Here is a 16,666-nt window from a genome sequence, read left to right on the forward strand (position 1 = left end):
TTTCTTGTACTTATACTCAATGAAAATCAAAAAGCAAACTAGGAAGCTAGCCGCAGGCTGTACTTGAGTACGGCAAGGTGAAGCTGACGTGGTTTGAATTTGATTTTCGAAGAGTATTAAATACTTTTTCCGGGCAATAATGTAACTGGTAAAAAGTAGCCTGTTGTTGCGACTTCCTTGCCTTCTATCTTCTGCAAGAGGAGGTCAACAGTGAGGCAGGCAATTTCTTCCAAGGGTTGTTTGATAGTAGCCAGTTGAGGGTAGTAATTCTCGATAAAGTAGGTACCATCATAGCCGATAACTTTGAGCTCTTCTGGGACAGAGATGCCCAGTTCTTGAGCGATTTTAATGACCAGAATAGCTGTCAAATCATCTGAAGCAAAGATGGCATCTGGTCTTTGTCGAGTTAAGATATTCTTGATTTCCATTTCTTTTCTGACTGGAGAAAAGTCACTGGAAACATTGATAATAGGAGCTTTTGGGAGTACAGAAGCAAAACCAGCATGGCGCAGTCCAGTTGGCGAATTGGAATTGTCATTCCCTGTAATCATGATGATAGACTGGGCGCCTGTCTTAACCAAGGTTTGGGCAGCGAGTACCCCACCAGCGTAGTTGTCAGAGGAAACGACTGGAATGTCTGGCGATAGGTTTCTGTCAAAGGAAATAATCGGTGCCGTCACACGATTGTAGTCTTCAATTCCCAAGTTGTGACTGCCAGAAATGATGCCGTCCACCTGATTAGCTTCCAACATTTCGATATATTCGCGTTCCTTCTCAGAATCGTGTTCGCTGTTGCAGATGATGGCCTTGTAACCATTCTTGAAGAGTTGGTGTTCCAACTTATCAATCAATTCTGCGTAGAAAACATTGGAAAGATTTGGGAAAATCAAGCCAATTAACTTAGCTGATTTTCCTTGCAGGCTACGAGCTAGGTTGTTGGGTTTATAGCCCAATTCTCGCATGGCTTCATTTACCTTTTGAATGGTTTTCTCAGAGAGATAGCCTTTTTTATTGATAACCCGAGAAACGGTAGTAGGGCTGACACCTGCAAGTTTGGCGACATCAGTTAGTTTTGCGACCATAATCTAATTCATAGTAAGTTCCAGTTGGGTTTCCAGACTTGATCAGGATACCATTTTGGTCCGCATGTGGGAAGACACGACCAGAAAATACTTTTTCTCCTTTGTTGATGAAAATTTCAAAGACAGAGTTATCGATGAAAATTGTGGCAGTAGTGGCCTGATTATCGATTGGGCAAGAACGAGTCGTACCAAATTCTTGGGCGTACTGTTCACCAGCTTGGCTACGATCCACTGTCACTTGACCATTTACAAGGTCAAAGTTGATGGAAAGTCCCTTGCCTTCTTTATCAGCAAGTAAGACAATCTCGCTCTGACTATTGGCTTCTAAGTTGAGTTCGAGTTCGTACGTGTTCTTGGTTTGAGCACGATTTGAGAAGGCCTCTTCAGAAGCACGAAGGTCCTTGATAGCTGCGACAGGGTACTGGTAGAGTTTGCCGTCTTTGATAGTGAGTTCCTTGACCAAAGAGAAGGTTCCTTGGTGGTCAAAACGGTCAGATGGATATGAAACATCAGGTAAACCAAGCCAGCTGACTGCTAGAGCACGTCCGTCAGGAGCGTTGAAGGCTTGAGTTGCATAGGCTTCGAAACCATAGTCCATGTTTTGAAGTTGAGATATATCTACCATTTTGGCATTTTCAGGGTCAAAGGAAGCCCCGATTTTATACATATTTGGATAGATATTATCGTAGTCTAGAACTTTCTTATCCAATCCTTGTGGACAGTAGAGGAGAACAGGTTGCTCCCCTACAAAGACCAGATTTGGGCATTCCATCATGTAGGCAGTACGGTCGTTAGAAAAGTCAAGATCGCCAACCTCTTGCCAGTTTGTGTAGTCGTTATCGACAGCCTTGTAGAGACGGACGAAGCCTTTTTTCTCCAAATCCTGACCACCGACGATAGCATAATATCGACCCTTGAAGTTAAAAATTTGTGGGTCGCGGAAGTGATCAGTAGAATCAGTTGGCTGGTCAATCAAGATCTTGTCAATCTTTGTAATCTTGCCATCCTTATCCATCAAAGCTCCAATCTGGTATGGGTGACGGATCCAGTTTTCATCGCGGACATTTCCTGTATAAAATAGGAACAAGTTATCGCCAAACTGCATGGCAGAACCAGAGTAGGCACCGTGGCTATCTAATGGAGTATCAGGCAAAACTTTGACTCCAGTTTCTCTAAAGTGAACCAAGTCATCACTTTCCAATTGCACCCAAGATTTTAAACCGTGGGCTGCACCAAAAGGAAAGTTCTGATAAAAAACAATCCACTTGCCATCAAAGTAAGAAAAGCCATTTGGGTCATTGAGAAGTCCTGTTTTTGGCTCAACATGGTAATGAGTATGCCATGGAGAGTGTGCCATATTTTCTTTTATATGTTTAATTTCTTCTTGCGTCCAATCTTGATAAAGTCTGTAACGACGCTCAGTTGTCCATTCCATTCATTCATTCCTCCAAAAATCTTATCACTTATAATAGTAACCGTTTTCGGTTGAAAAAGCAAGTCTTTTATGTTAAAAAAGAGAAAAAACTGTCAAACGTTTGTCACAAAATAAATGCAGGAAATCAATCAAATTTTCACGAAAATATGAAAGAGAATGAAACAAAACCCTTTTAAATAAGATTTTAAACTTATTTTTTCAAGGAATACCTGATAAAACAGTCAAAATCAATCAATCTAAAGCATGCTTACTAAGTGGATAGAATATTTTTTCTGCAAAACGCTTGACATATTTCTAAAACATGATAAAATAATAGTCGTAGGGCGGATAAAATCGCTTTCAAACAAGAACAAAATTTTATATAAGGAGATTTTTGCAAATGAACAATCAGGAAATTGCAAAAAAAGTCATCGATGCCTTGGGCGGACGTGAAAATGTCAACAGTGTTGCCCACTGTGCGACTCGTCTTCGTGTCATGGTAAAAGATGAAGCTAAAATCAATAAGAACGCTATTGAGAACTTGGAAAAAGTTCAAGGTGCTTTCTTTAACTCAGGTCAATACCAAATTATCTTTGGTACTGGTACAGTAAACAAGATGTACGATGAAGTCGTAGCTCTTGGTTTGCCAACTTCATCTAAAGATGAGATGAAAGAAGAAGCAGGCAAACAAGGAAATTGGTTCCAACGTGCCATCCGTACTTTCGGTGACGTCTTTGTACCTCTTTTGCCAGCAATCGTTGCTACTGGTTTGTTTATGGGAATTCGTGGGGCTATTGTTCAAGATCAAGTTTTGGCTTTGTTTGGAACAACTGCAGAAGCTTTTAAAGCAACAAACTTCTATACCTATTCAGTTGTTTTGACAGATACAGCTTTTGCCTTCTTCCCAGCCTTAATCTGTTGGTCAGCCTTTCGAGTCTTCGGTGGAAATCCATTGCTTGGTTTGGTTCTAGGATTGATGATGGTAAACTCATCCTTACCAAATGCCTGGGCTGTGGCCTCTGGTGACGCTCAACCAATCCTCTTCTTTGGTTTTATCAAAGTTGTCGGCTATCAAAACTCAGTTTTACCAGCCTTCTTCGTTGGTCTGACTGGTGCTAAACTAGAAAAGTGGCTCCGTAAGCGTATTCCAGATGTATTAGATTTACTCCTTGTACCATTCTTGACTTTCTTAGTAATGTCTATTTTGGCCTTGTTTGTCATTGGACCTGTATTCCACGAAGTTGAAAGCTATGTCAAAGTCGCTACTGTTTGGTTGCTCAGTCTTCCAATGGGTCTAGGTGGATTAATCCTTGGTGGTGTTCATCAGGTCATCGTTGTTACAGGTGTTCACCATATCTTCAATCTCTTGGAGGCTAACCTTGTTACTTCTACAGGTTCAGATCCTCTTAATGCTATTATTACAGCAGCTATGACTGCTCAACTTGGAGCAACGCTTGCTGTTGGTGTAAAAACAAAGAATCCCAAAATTAAAGCTCTTGCCTTCCCAGCTGCACTTTCTGCTGGACTTGGTATCACTGAACCAGCTATTTTTGGTATCAATCTTCGCTATGGTAAACCGTTTATCATGGGGCTTATCGCCGGTGCTGCTGGTGGTTGGTTAGCAAACATTCTAGGTTTGGCAGGTACTAGCTTTGGTATTACGATCATTCCTGGAACACTTCTCTATATCAACGGTCAACTCCTTAAGTATGTCTTTATGGTCTTAGTTACAACTGCCCTTGGTTTCGGTTTGACATATGCTTTTGGTTACAAAGAAGAAACAGAAGTTGTTGAAGAAACAGTTTCTGAAGAAACTACAGTGGTAAATGAAGAAGTACCAGCAACTCTTCAAGACGAAACAATCCAAACACCAATCGTTGGTGATGTTGTTGCTCTTTCAAATGTGAATGACCCAGTATTCTCAAGTGGAGCTATGGGACAAGGTATCGCTGTAAAACCTAGTCAAGATGTTGTTTACGCCCCAGCTGATGCTGAAGTGACAATCGTCTTCCCAACAGGACATGCTTATGGTTTGAAAACTGCAAACGGAGCTGAAATCTTGATCCACGTTGGTATCGATACTGTTTCAATGAATGGTGAAGGATTTGACCAAAAAGTTGCTCAAGGTGACAAGGTTAAAGCTGGAGATGTTCTTGGAACCTTTGACTCAGCTAAGATTGCTGCTGCAGGTCTTGATAACACAACAATGGTTATCGTGACAAACACAGCTGACTTTGTTTCAGTAAATCCAGTTGCTTCTGGATCAGTTGCTAAAGGTGATGCTGTGATCGAAGTGAAAATCTAATCAATCCTCTCTAATGTGAAAACGAACAAATGACATGTTTGTTCGTTTTTGCTTGAATGGTAAGATTTACAGAGGAAAATCTAAAAAATAGAGAAATTTAGACTTTCGAAATATGCTATAATAAAGAAAATAAAAACAAGAGGTTTATCATGACAAAATTATATGGAAGCTTGGAAGCGGGCGGTACAAAGTTTGTCTGTGCTGTCGGTGATGAAAACTTTAACGTTGTAGAAAAAACACAATTTCCAACAACAACTCCAATCGAAACAATCGATAAAACCATTGAGTTCTTCTCGAAATTCGACAACCTTGCTGGTCTTGCAGTTGGTTCATTTGGTCCGATTGATATTGATAAAAACTCAAAAACTTATGGCTTTATCACGACGACTCCAAAACCAAACTGGGCAAATGTGGACTTGCTTGGTGCCCTTCGTCGCGCCCTCAACGTGCCAATGTACTTCACTACAGACGTAAACAGCTCTGCTTATGGTGAAGTGGTTGCCCGTAACAATGCTGGTGGTCGTATCGAAAACTTGGTTTACTACACAATCGGTACAGGTATCGGTGCTGGTGTTATCCAACGTGGAGAGTTTATCGGTGGTGTGGGTCACCCTGAGATGGGTCATTATTATGTTGCTAGACACCCAATGGATATTGAAAAAGAGTTTAAGGGTGTTTGTCCTTTCCATAAGGGATGTCTGGAAGGCTATGCAGCTGGTCCAAGTTTGGAAGCTCGTACAGGTGTACGTGGGGAAAATATTGAACTCAACAATCCTGTTTGGGATGTCCAAGCCTACTATATCGCTCAAGCTGCGGTCAATGCGACAGTGACTTTCCGCCCAGACGTGATTGTCTTTGGTGGAGGGGTCATGGCTCAACAACACATGCTGGATCGTGTCCGTGAGAAATTTACATCTCTTCTTAATGGCTACCTACCAGTACCTGATGTGCGTGATTACATCGTGACGCCAGCAGTCGCAGGAAATGGTTCTGCTACTCTTGGAAACTTTGTCCTTGCAAAAGAAGTTTCAAAATAAAGCACAAAATCCGCTTGGGAAACCAAACGGATTTTGTGGTTGAAAACAATATTTTTGAGCCTTTCCTTAAGTGATTACGGACGGTAGCGACTTTCTTCGAAATTCCATACCTAAACTTTGAGCCTAATGTCTCAAAGTTTCCGAACACCTGAAACCATTAGATTTCAGGTGTTTCTATCACGGCGAAAAGGCTAGGTAAGTCCTCGCCTCACTATCGAAAAATAGGAATGATTTCCATACCAAAGTATATTTAGTATCAAGCTATAATCAATCTACGCTCTAAAAATCCGCTTGGGAAACCAAACGGATTTTTTACGTGTCAAAGCATTTGCCAGAAAAAGTCGATAATATAGGTCAGACCGTAGGTATAAACCACGAGGGTAAAGGGCTTAGTCAGAATGATGATGGTCATATAGCGCTTGAAGCTCATCTTGGTCAGGGCAGCTAGCATACAGAGAAAGTCAGCTGGACTAATGGGCCAAATCATCATAAAAATAAAGAAACGGTCAAAACGATTGCCCTTATCCAGCCAGCCGATATACTTGTCATAGGTGCGCTTGCTGACGACGGATTGGACAAAGGCAGCTCCATAGAGGCGCACTAGATAAAAGATAATGGCACAGCCAATGACAATGCCGATATAGTTGTAGATAGTCCCGATGATGTGGCCGTAGATAAAGACACCAGCCACCGAGGTCAAGGCTCCTGGAATGATAGGGACGACAGTTTGTAAAATCTGTAAAAAGATAAAGAGGGGTGGACCCCAGATACCTGCCTGCTGGATAAAAGCAGAGAGGGTTTCTTTAGACTGTAAAACCCCAGCCTGATAAGCCCAAATACAGAAAATCAAACTTCCAACTCCACCGACAATCGATGAGATATTGATAACTCGCTGCAGAAGGGGAGACACAGCTTTCATTTGTTTATCCTGTGACATGTAAACTCCTCATAGATAGTATAACTCTACTATACCATATTTTGGAGGAGAAAGGGGGAATGAGTCTTTTTGCTATGGGAAGAGTGATGGATTTTGAGCTTAAACATGCTATAATAAAGGGAGCAGACAAGTAGCAAAGGAGAGAGTATGATGCAGGTAAAACCAGAATTGGAGATAGAAAAACAACTGATCAGCCAACTGGTAACTGGGGAAAGTCAATGGACTTACAGAGATGACCTTAAAACAGAAGAGAAATTATGGGAAAACTTCTTTGAAAAGCTAGCCCAGAACAATGTGGCTCTATTGGCAGATCATCCCCTGACAGAACAGGAAAAACGCCAGATAAAGAATCAACTGAACTTTGTTAGCTACTATGATGCGGCCAAGTGGTTGGTCGGCGAAAATGGCATTGCCAAGGTTGAGGTTCAGAGAGAAGATGCTAGTTTGGGGACTATCCGTTTATCTGTCATTTGGCGAGATAATATCGCGGCTGGTAAGTCTAGTTATGAGGTTGTCAACCAAGTCGAGAGAGATAAGATAAATCCTCAGGATCAAGACCGCAGGCTAGATGTGACCCTCTTGATCAATGGCCTTCCAATGATTCAGATCGAGCTTAAAAGTCCCCGGGTTGCTTTTCTAGATGCCTTTCATCAAATTAAGAAGTATGATAGAGAAGGAAAGTTCCGTGGCATCTACTCTAGCTTACAGATGTTTGTTGTGACCAATAAAGTAGACACACGCTATATCGCTGCGGCTAGGGAAAATAAACTCAACAAGCAATTTCTAACTAAGTGGGTGGATAAAGACAACCAACCCATAACGAGCTTGACCAGTTTTGCCCACGAAGTCCTTTCCATCCCTCGTGCCCACCAGATGGTTATGCAGTATTCTGTCCTTGATGATAGCAAGAAGGCTCTTATCCTCCTGCGTCCCTACCAGATCCATGCAATCGAAGCAGTGCAAGAAGCCTCTCGCCAGCAAGCATCAGGATATGTCTGGCACACGACAGGTTCAGGTAAGACCCTGACTTCTTATAAGGTAGCTCGGAATCTCCTCCATATTCCTTCCATCCAAAAGACGATTTTTGTCGTTGACCGAAGGGACTTGGATCAACAGACCACTTCGTCATTTCTCTCCTATGCGACCAATGATGTCATTGATATCGATGAGACGGATAATACTCATGATTTGGTCAAGCGACTAGGAAGTAACGATAAGCGTGTGGTGGTAACTACTATCCAGAAAATCACCACCATGATGCGTAAGTTTGAGCAAGGACTTTACCAGCGTGATGCGGACAAAATCAGGGGCCTTCGAGTGGCCTTTGTCGTGGATGAATGCCACCGTGCCGTAACACCTCAAACACAAAAAGACATTCAGACCTTTTTCCCACAGTCTCTCTGGTATGGCTTTACAGGCACACCTATCTTTAAGGAAAATAAACGCCAGCAAGTCGGCGATCTAGCTCAAACCACCCAGCAACAGTACGGAGACCGTCTCCATGAGTATACAGTCAAGGAAGCCATCCATGATGGAGCAGTTTTAGGCTTTAAGGTAGATTATCGCAATACCCTCATCACGGATAAATCTGAAAATGACATACCAGATACTGTCTACGAGGATGAGGAGCATATGCTGGAAGTCTTGGATGCCATTATCAATAAATCTCGTCAACAGCTAGGCTTCCAAAAAGGAGTGGGTAAGACCTATAATGCTATCCTGACCGTCAAGTCAATCCCTCAAGCTCAAGCCTGCTATGATCTCCTCAAACGAGTCAAGGCTGGGGAGACGAGAGTCAAGGTATCGGAGAGGGTCAAGCAGGTCCTTCCTGACTTTCCAAAGGCGACTATCACTTACTCGGTCACAGAAAATGAAGAAGACTCAAGAGCCAATCAAGACCACATGAAGCAGGTTTTAGAAGACTATAACCAAGAGTTTGATACCCATTTTACCATGGCGGATCTGCGTGGCTTTAATACGGATGTCAATAACCGCCTAGCTCGAAAGCAGGACAAATACCTCTATCGCAATGAGCAGTTGGACTTAGTCATCGTAGTCAATCGTCTCCTAACGGGGTTTGATGCCCCTTGTCTGTCAACTCTCTTTATCGACCGCAAGCCCATGCAACCGCAGGACTTGATTCAGGCTTTTAGCCGAACCAACCGTATTTTTGACAGCAGTAAGACCTACGGTCATATCATCACCTTCCAAAAGCCTCTAGCCTTTAAGGAAGCAGTAGATAATGCCCTCAAGCTCTACTCAAATGGTGGTGAAAACGAGGTTCTAGCTCCAAGCTGGGAAGAGGAAAAGAGGAACTTTTTACGGAGTTGCAGTGATTTCAAAAATCTTGCTACTGATGACTATGTGAATGGTCTAGATTTCGAGCAAGTCTCTACGCCTGAGTTGAGGAAACTAGCTAAAACCTATCAAGCTCTTGATAAGTACCTAGCCTCTATCCGAGTGTATAAAGAGTATGATGAGGAAGAAGTTTACAGTCAGACGGGACTTGATGGAGAGAAGTTGGAAAGGTATCTGGGCCTTTATCGAAATGTCCTTGCAGAATTAAAAAGTCGAGTAGAGGATGATGACGATGGAGAGCCACTTGATATCCACTATGAACTGGAGTCTATCCAAGTGGACGAAATCAACTATGCCTATATCCTAACCTTGATCCAAAGCCTGATTGAACAAGGTCAAAGTCAAGAAAAGCACCTAAGCTCTCAAGATAAGGAAGCCGTGGATAACTATATTCAGAGTCTTGAGAAGACCAATCCCAATCTTGCTCAGATTATCACTGAACTTTGGAGAGAAGTTCAAGAACATCCAGAAAGCTATCGTGGTCAGTCCATTGCCAATATCTTGGATCAGATGATAGAGGCTGTCATCCAGCAACATATCCAAGTCTTTAGCAAGCGCTGGTATGTCGGCGAGGATGAACTCCGTTACTATGCCGAACATTACCGTAAGGGAGCTAAAAAACAACTAGGAGAAAGCCAACTGACTAAGAGCCAGCGCTATCAGGACTATAAGCTAGAGGTGGCAGATGCCCTCAATCCTCTCCTCTATAAAAAACAAATCAAGGAAGCCTATACCCAGCTAGTAGAGGAAGTCATTGAGCCGTTGAGGGTTGGGAGATAGTCCTTCTAGACTTAGAATAGGTCTCTATCCTAAAGTTTAAATGTATTCTATGTTTAGAACAATTGTTATTCCATAAATTTAAAAGTATTCTTCGTTTCGAATAGCTTATCTACGAAAGTTTTGAGGTCTTCGAACTTTCGAATAGTCGTCTTCCCTAAAGTTTATATGTATTCTAAAGCTAGAAAAGTTAAACTCCAAAAATAGTAAGAGTCTCTATCTAACAGACGGAATGTTTGTCTAGTCAGATAGAGATTTTTTAATTTGGAACTGTCTGATTTGTCCTGAAAAGTACATTTTGAATGGAAATAATGACAGTTGAGCGGATGGGGGTTAAAATGTTTTGGAAACTGTTAGAATGAATGTATCAACTTAAAGGAGAAAAATTGATGAAGAAAGTTAAAGATGATGAGGAGAGTATGCTATCGACACTTCCTTTATGGGGGCTTCTATTTTTGGTCTGTGCATTGTTTCAAGTCTTTGTATTTAAGGATAGACCTTTGGTTCAACCTCCTAGACAAGGAAGCATTGTAAAAACAGATCAAAAACAGGTCTATCTTCCAGAACTAATCCAGTCTTGGTTTGATAGAGAAGATAATAAATGATTCGTTAAATAGAAAGGATATCATCATGACAAAAACATACGCTATTCGCCCTCTTAGTTACAGCAACTTTACCAACCGTGAGTTTGAAAGCCTGATGATGGATACTCATCAAATTTTGCTCACTTTCTCTAAGGCAAACAAGGATGAAGCTATGTATGCCAAACATTTGGAACCCTTCAAAACCAAGCTGGATGATTTTCAAGCTCAACTTGCAGTGGTGGAAACGAAAGAGTCTAGTAATCTGACAGAAGTTGATCGCAATCGTGATAGTGCCTTGGTCGGTCTCTTTACCCTTCATAGAGGATTTGCTAAGATTAAGGATGTTAAGCTCAAAGAAGCTCATGAAACTCTGAAACCAGTCTTTGCCAAGTACAAGGATATCACTAAGCACAGTAACGATGTGGAAACGGCAGAAATCAAGAGCCTGCTCAAAACGCTTAGTGAAACACCCTATCATGAGGCAGTGACCAGTCTAGGACTGACCCCTATGCTGACAGCGGTAGTCAATGCTCAAGAGGAATATGACCAAGTGGAAAGTAAGGCGCGTGCTTCTAAGTCTGCCAAGGAAGTTGGCAAGACTAGACAACTCCGTACCGAACTTTCAACTAGCTACGACCTCTTTATGCGCTATACCGCAGCCAGTGCAGAAGCTTATCCTGAAAAGGAACACCTGACTCAACTCCTCAAGGAACTCAATAGCATCCGAGACAGCAAACGCCGTCTCATCACTAGTAGCAAGAAAGATAAAAAGACTAAACCAGCAGAACCAGCCCAAGCAGCAGGATAAAGACAACCCCTTAGAAGCAGATTTCTAAGGGGATTTTGCGTATAAAAGCTTTATATACTAGGTCATAATTGATATAATGGTTTTTGTATAGTAATCATAGAGAAATGGAAAAATTAATGGTAAAAGAATACAAGTTTAGAGCGCTTACTTCAAATAAGGATGTTGAAATAAAACCGGTAACACTGAAAGCACTTGAGTTTGCGATTGATGAGAAATCTGAAGTAACAAATGTGGCTGTTACAGGTAATTATGGAGCTGGGAAAAGTAGTGTTGTTGAGAGTTTTGAGTTGAAATGTGAAAATAAAAAATTCATCCATATTTCTTTGGGACAATATGATGAAACAAAAAGTAGTGAAAAAAATGGACTTGATAAGCGTGAAATCAATACAATTGAAGGGAAAATAATCAATCAATTGCTTCATCAAATAGATCCCAATAAAATAAGAAAATCTATTTTTAAAACTCTTGATACAGAATCACAGGTTAATCCCATCAATATTACAGTATATCTAGGTTTAATAATACTATTATCTTTGTATCTTTTTAATTTTTCTTCATGGCAGGGATTAGTTCAGAATTTTTCTTGGTTGTCTTGGACTACGAAGCCTATTATTTCTCTTCTAGCTCTAGCGATTTTGTTTGTTTTAATTATATATGGAATTTTTTATTTATCCAAGCTACAAAGAGATTTTGGTTTTATTAAGACACTATCATTAAAAGCAGAAAAAATCGAAACAAATATTGAAATCTTTTCAAATGAAAGTTCAAGAGTATCTTATTTTGATCGCTATTTAGATGATGTAGTTTATTTGTTTAAGAAGTCTGGAGCTGATGTTATAGTATTTGAAGATATTGAACGCTTTAATGACTCTAGAATTTTTGAAAAGTTAAAAGAATTAAATATTGTTATCAATAGGAAAAGAAAAGTATCTAGGGAAACAAAGCTTGTATTTTTCTATCTTGTAAAGGATAATTTATTTGAATCACAAGAGAGAACGAAATTTTTTGATTATATTATTCCTATAGTTCCTGTCGTAACTGCTTCAAATTCTCATAACCAACTAAAGAAAATATTAGAAAATATGGGAGAATATGATAATTTAGATAAAACATTTTTATTTAATATTTCTTTGTATCTTGATGATATGAGATTAATTAATAATGTTTGTAATGAGTATCTGACTTATAAAGAGACATTAAATACTTTACAGTTGGATTATGAGAAGCTTTTTTCAATGGTAGTCTATAAAAATATTTTTCCTAAAGATTTTTCGCTCCTACAAAGAAATCAAGGATATTTATTTGAATTATTGAACTCAAAAGAAATAGCATTAAAAAATCGTAGGGAGGAATTAAATAGTAAAATAAAAGAATTGAAAAAAAGAATAGAGAAGGCAGAGGAAGAACAGTTAAACGATGAGCTTGAATTATATGGATCTATTTTAAAAATCCCAAACGGAAAAGAAGTAATTAAAGTAAATGGGAAGTCTCAATCACAATTTCCATCATATTTAGAGTTTATTAATGAATTATTGAATGAAGAAAATACAATTATTGTTTTTGATAATTTTTACTCTGCTTATTATAATAATGGTGGTCAAGAAGTAAGTCTTGATTCAATATTTCCTGAAAAAACATCTTCAGAATTTCAGGTGCGTTTAAACAATACAAAAAATAAAAAAATAATAGAAAAATTAAAAGAAGAAATTAAGAAAATAAATGATGAGCTTGAGAAACTAGATAGTTATAGATTATCAGATATATACCAATATGCTTCAGATATTGATAATTTTAAAAGTAATCTAGCAGAAGAAATAAAAAATAATCCTCAGTTTTCTATTATTTCTTTTCTAATTAGGAATGGTTATATTGATGAAAGCTATCAAGATTATTTAACTTATTTTTATGAGAATACTATAACAGTAGTTGAAAAGGAATACTTGAGGAATGTTATTTCTGGACGACATAACAATTATGACATTTCTATTAAAAATTTTGATGAAATCTTTAATTATTTAGAAGTAAAAAATTTCAAAAGTAGTAATGTATTGAATTATGATTTATATAGATATCTATTATATTCAGAAAATCATAAAGAGGAGTTGAACGAAGTTCTTCATCAAGAAAATATTTTAGATTTTTTAATGAAGTTCTATGATGAACTTCCTAGATTGGACTGGAATAAAGAATCGAATTCTAAGGAAATGGTTACTAAGTTATTTTTTGAAAAATGCTTACAGCATAATTCATTTCTAATTGCTGATTTTATAAAAAATGATACTAATGAATATGGTCATATTTATAAAAGTCGATTGATATTATCGTTAATGAATTTAGTTGATTTAAGCAATTATACTAAAGATGTTAGAGAACAGGTTGCTAGATACATAGAGACTAATCAAGAAATGTTATTACATACTAATGATTACAATTTTGACCAATTTAGTACAAACCTTTCGTACTTAAATATTAAAATTAAGGAATTTACTTTTCTGAGTCAAGGATATGAGAAAAATGTTCTGAATTATATTTATAAGAATGATTTATACGATATTTGTGAATCTAATGTGTTATTTTTTATGGAACAATATTCGGATAAAGACACACTGGAGTCAGAAGTAAAACATAAGAACTATGAACTGTTAAATAATCATATTGAATTCAAATCCTTGTTAGACTATTGTTTATCTTCTGATGAAGAATTTCTAAAGTATATTTTAATGTATATTGATCTATCAGAGGGAGAGATGCGTGATAAACCTGAGTATATTGAACAATTGTTAAATAATAATGTTGTATTTAATCATCAATTACCTCAGGAAAAGTTAGAAAGTGATGAATCTGACGAGTTAGATAATGATGAAGATATCAAAAACGTAACGTTAGCAGAAAAGATAATCGCTAGTATTCCAGAATTTTATATAACTTATACTCAAGATAAATTCAATGACCTATCTAGTGAAAATAGAGAAATACTGGTTAACAATCTTGTAATTACTCAAAAAGCAGAAGTAAATACTGAAATTATTTTAGATTATTTTAGTCAAAATGAGGACGAGGATAATTTCTTGATAGATTTTATTAATCAAAATCCAAATTTCGAGTTTGATAAAGAGATTTATCTACGGTTCGATGATGAAGTGCAAGAAAAATTTGAAGAATATATAATACAATCAAAGAAATTACAAAAAAATATTCGAAAAAAAGTTCTTAATGCCACTGGGGATAGATATTATGAAAAATTTAGCGAAATAGGTATGAGTGAATCTCAGTTGGAAAAATTAACAGATGATAATCTAATTGAATTCAATAGACTAAACCTTGAATTTTTCCGAAAAGAATATCCAAGCTCCCTAGCTAATTTTATTTGGAATAATATAAAGGATTATATAAATGATGAGAGGGATATTCGAGATGAAGAACAATTGCTAGAATTAATAGCAAGATACGATCTTAAAATGGAAGATGACATAAGAATAAGAATATTTCTTTTGAATAATCATTTTGATGACAGTAATTTTGAATATTTACTGTCTAAGGAGACATATGAAAGAGTTAAAAATGAACTTCAAGTTGAAATTCAGAACATTGTTAAAAAATATATAAGACAATTTATAAAATTAGATGAAATTGAAATTAGCATTCCATTGTATGAATCTATCCTAAATGCGAATGATGTTTTACTTGAACATAAGAAAGAAATTCTCGAAAAATTAATTTCTGATTCGGAAAGACAAATAGAAGTAGATAAGCTTACTTTGCTAGGTACTTATTTAGAACTATTGGAACTATCTGATATAATGAAATTTTTGAAGGAAGAAATTGCCAAAGATATCTATGATGAATGGAAAGTTGCCTTTGAAAGATTAAATCAAAATGAAGGTAACGGAGGAAATGGTAATCAAGATGCGGAGGTTTCGTATTCTGAATTTAACAAAAAGCTTCTTTATTACTTAAAGAAAAGGGAGTTGATTTCTGATAAGTCCAGACGCGAAGATTCTAGATTAAAGCTATTTGGATTTAGAAGTAAGCAGATCGAATTTAAAGATATTCTGGAGGAAAATAATGAGTAAAAATAGTATTCCTACAATAAGATTTAAGAGTTTTTTAAATCATTGGTCATATACAAGATTAAAAGAAGTCAAAGACGTTCGAGATGGTACTCACTCATCTCCAAAGTATATGGACACTGGCTATCCTTTAGTTACCTCAAAGAATTTAACAGATTATGGACTAAATCTAGAAGATGTATCATTAATTTCTGACTCAGATTATAATGAGATTAATAAACGTTCAAAAGTAGAAGTTGGAGATATTCTACTTGGGCTTATTGGTACAATAGGAAAGCCTGTTTTAGTTGAAACAGATGGATTTGCTATAAAAAATGTAGGTCTGATAAAAAATGGTGGACAGATACAAAATCAATTTTTATTGCAATATTTAAAAACGAACTTATTCAATAAATATATTCAAATTGAAATGGCAGGGAATACTCAAAAATTTTTGGGGTTAGAAACTCTTCGTAATACCAAAATTTCAGTTCCTAGTTCAGCCGAACAATCAGCTATAGGCTCTCTCTTTCGCACTCTCGACGATCTGCTTGCCGGCTACAAGGACAATCTCGCTAACTACCAATTTTTCAAGGCGACCATGCTCTCCAAGATGTTTCCTAAAGCCAGACAGACTGTTCCTGAGATACGTTTGGAGGATTTTGAAGGTGAGTGGGAGAAAACTACTTTAGAAAAATCTACAGATCGTGTAAAATCTTATTCTTTGTCAAGAGATGTTGAGACGAATCAAAATACAGGTCTAAAGTACATACATTATGGTGATATTCATCTAGGAAAAGTTTCTATGATAGATGATGGAAATTCAATTCCATATATTAAAACTGATACAAAATTAAGTGAATTTCTACAGCAGGGGGATTTAATTTTCGCGGATGCTTCAGAAGATTACAAAGGAATTGCAGAAGTTGCAGTAGTTGTTACTGCTCTATCAGAAAAAATAGTTGCAGGTCTTCATACCATAGCTGTTAGACCTCAGTCAATTTTTGATTCAATTTTCTTATATTACATGTTTAAAACTCAAACATTTAGAAAATATGGTTATAAAGTTGGTACAGGTATGAAAGTTTTTGGAATAAGCCCATCAAACTTAATGAAATATGAATTTCACTACCCTGATAAGAAAGAACAACAAGCTATCGGTTCCTATTTTTCTAATCTTGATCAGCTTATTACTTCGTATCAAGAGAAAATCAGTCAACTAGAAACACTCAAAAAGAAACTCTTGCAGGATATGTTTATCTAGATGATTAGTGATAAAATTTAACAATTATATTTCAAAACTTAGAAAGAAACA

10 protein-coding genes are annotated in these 16,666 nt (G+C 37.5%); 7 read left to right on the forward strand and 3 right to left on the reverse strand.

Annotated features, from left to right (window positions below):
* Positions 1–116 precede the first annotated feature (116 nt).
* Together N8N51_RS07505 and N8N51_RS07510 are read right to left on the reverse strand one after the other, a co-directional pair.
* The gene (locus N8N51_RS07505) at positions 117–1,082 is read right to left on the reverse strand and encodes a LacI family DNA-binding transcriptional regulator (RefSeq protein ID WP_125411545.1); all 966 of its coding nucleotides are present in this window, start codon (positions 1,080–1,082) and stop codon (positions 117–119) included.
* Positions 1,063–2,517 (reverse strand): glycoside hydrolase family 32 protein, encoded by a 1,455-nt coding sequence (locus tag N8N51_RS07510; protein ID WP_261056917.1) that lies wholly within the window; start codon positions 2,515–2,517, stop codon positions 1,063–1,065. The genes N8N51_RS07505 and N8N51_RS07510 overlap by 20 nt, the downstream gene beginning before the upstream one ends.
* Before the next feature lie 379 nt (positions 2,518–2,896).
* On the opposite strand from N8N51_RS07510, the gene N8N51_RS07515 reads away from it, so the two are divergent.
* Together N8N51_RS07515 and scrK are read left to right on the forward strand one after the other, a co-directional pair.
* A complete protein-coding gene (locus tag N8N51_RS07515) occupies positions 2,897–4,801 on the forward strand; it encodes a sucrose-specific PTS transporter subunit IIBC (protein WP_261103915.1) in 1,905 nt (634 codons plus the stop codon).
* A gap of 149 nt (positions 4,802–4,950) precedes the next feature.
* On the forward strand, positions 4,951–5,838 hold the full coding sequence (gene scrK / locus N8N51_RS07520; RefSeq protein WP_000164310.1) for a fructokinase ScrK: 888 nt from the start codon (positions 4,951–4,953) through the stop codon (positions 5,836–5,838).
* 319 nt (positions 5,839–6,157) lie between these two features.
* Here scrK and N8N51_RS07525 read toward each other — a convergent pair whose 3' ends face one another.
* Positions 6,158–6,775: a TVP38/TMEM64 family protein gene (locus N8N51_RS07525; protein ID WP_000076189.1), complete on the reverse strand. Its 618-nt coding sequence runs from the start codon at positions 6,773–6,775 to the stop codon at positions 6,158–6,160.
* Positions 6,776–6,922: 147 nt separating this feature from the next.
* Here N8N51_RS07525 and N8N51_RS07530 point away from each other — a divergent pair, with 147 nt between their 5' ends.
* From N8N51_RS07530 to N8N51_RS07550, 5 genes are all read left to right on the forward strand, one after another.
* Positions 6,923–9,913 (forward strand): type I restriction endonuclease subunit R, encoded by a 2,991-nt coding sequence (locus tag N8N51_RS07530; RefSeq protein WP_261103916.1) that lies wholly within the window; start codon positions 6,923–6,925, stop codon positions 9,911–9,913.
* 386 nt (positions 9,914–10,299) lie between these two features.
* Complete coding sequence (locus tag N8N51_RS07535; RefSeq protein WP_049516278.1) at positions 10,300–10,515, forward strand: hypothetical protein; 216 nt, start codon at positions 10,300–10,302, stop codon at positions 10,513–10,515.
* A 25-nt stretch (positions 10,516–10,540) separates the two neighbouring features.
* Positions 10,541–11,302 carry a DUF6261 family protein gene (locus tag N8N51_RS07540; protein ID WP_261103918.1) on the forward strand — a complete coding sequence of 254 codons (762 nt, stop codon included), beginning with the start codon at positions 10,541–10,543 and terminating at the stop codon, positions 11,300–11,302.
* A gap of 104 nt (positions 11,303–11,406) precedes the next feature.
* The gene (locus N8N51_RS07545) at positions 11,407–15,375 is read left to right on the forward strand and encodes a YobI family P-loop NTPase (RefSeq protein WP_261103920.1); all 3,969 of its coding nucleotides are present in this window, start codon (positions 11,407–11,409) and stop codon (positions 15,373–15,375) included.
* Positions 15,368–16,615, forward strand: coding sequence for a restriction endonuclease subunit S (locus N8N51_RS07550; RefSeq protein WP_261103921.1), 1,248 nt, complete (start codon positions 15,368–15,370; stop codon positions 16,613–16,615). The genes N8N51_RS07545 and N8N51_RS07550 overlap by 8 nt, the downstream gene beginning before the upstream one ends.
* Positions 16,616–16,666 lie beyond the last annotated feature (51 nt).

It is taken from the genome of Streptococcus mitis (assembly GCF_946188685.1).
GTDB classification, from domain to species: domain Bacteria; phylum Bacillota; class Bacilli; order Lactobacillales; family Streptococcaceae; genus Streptococcus; species Streptococcus mitis_CC.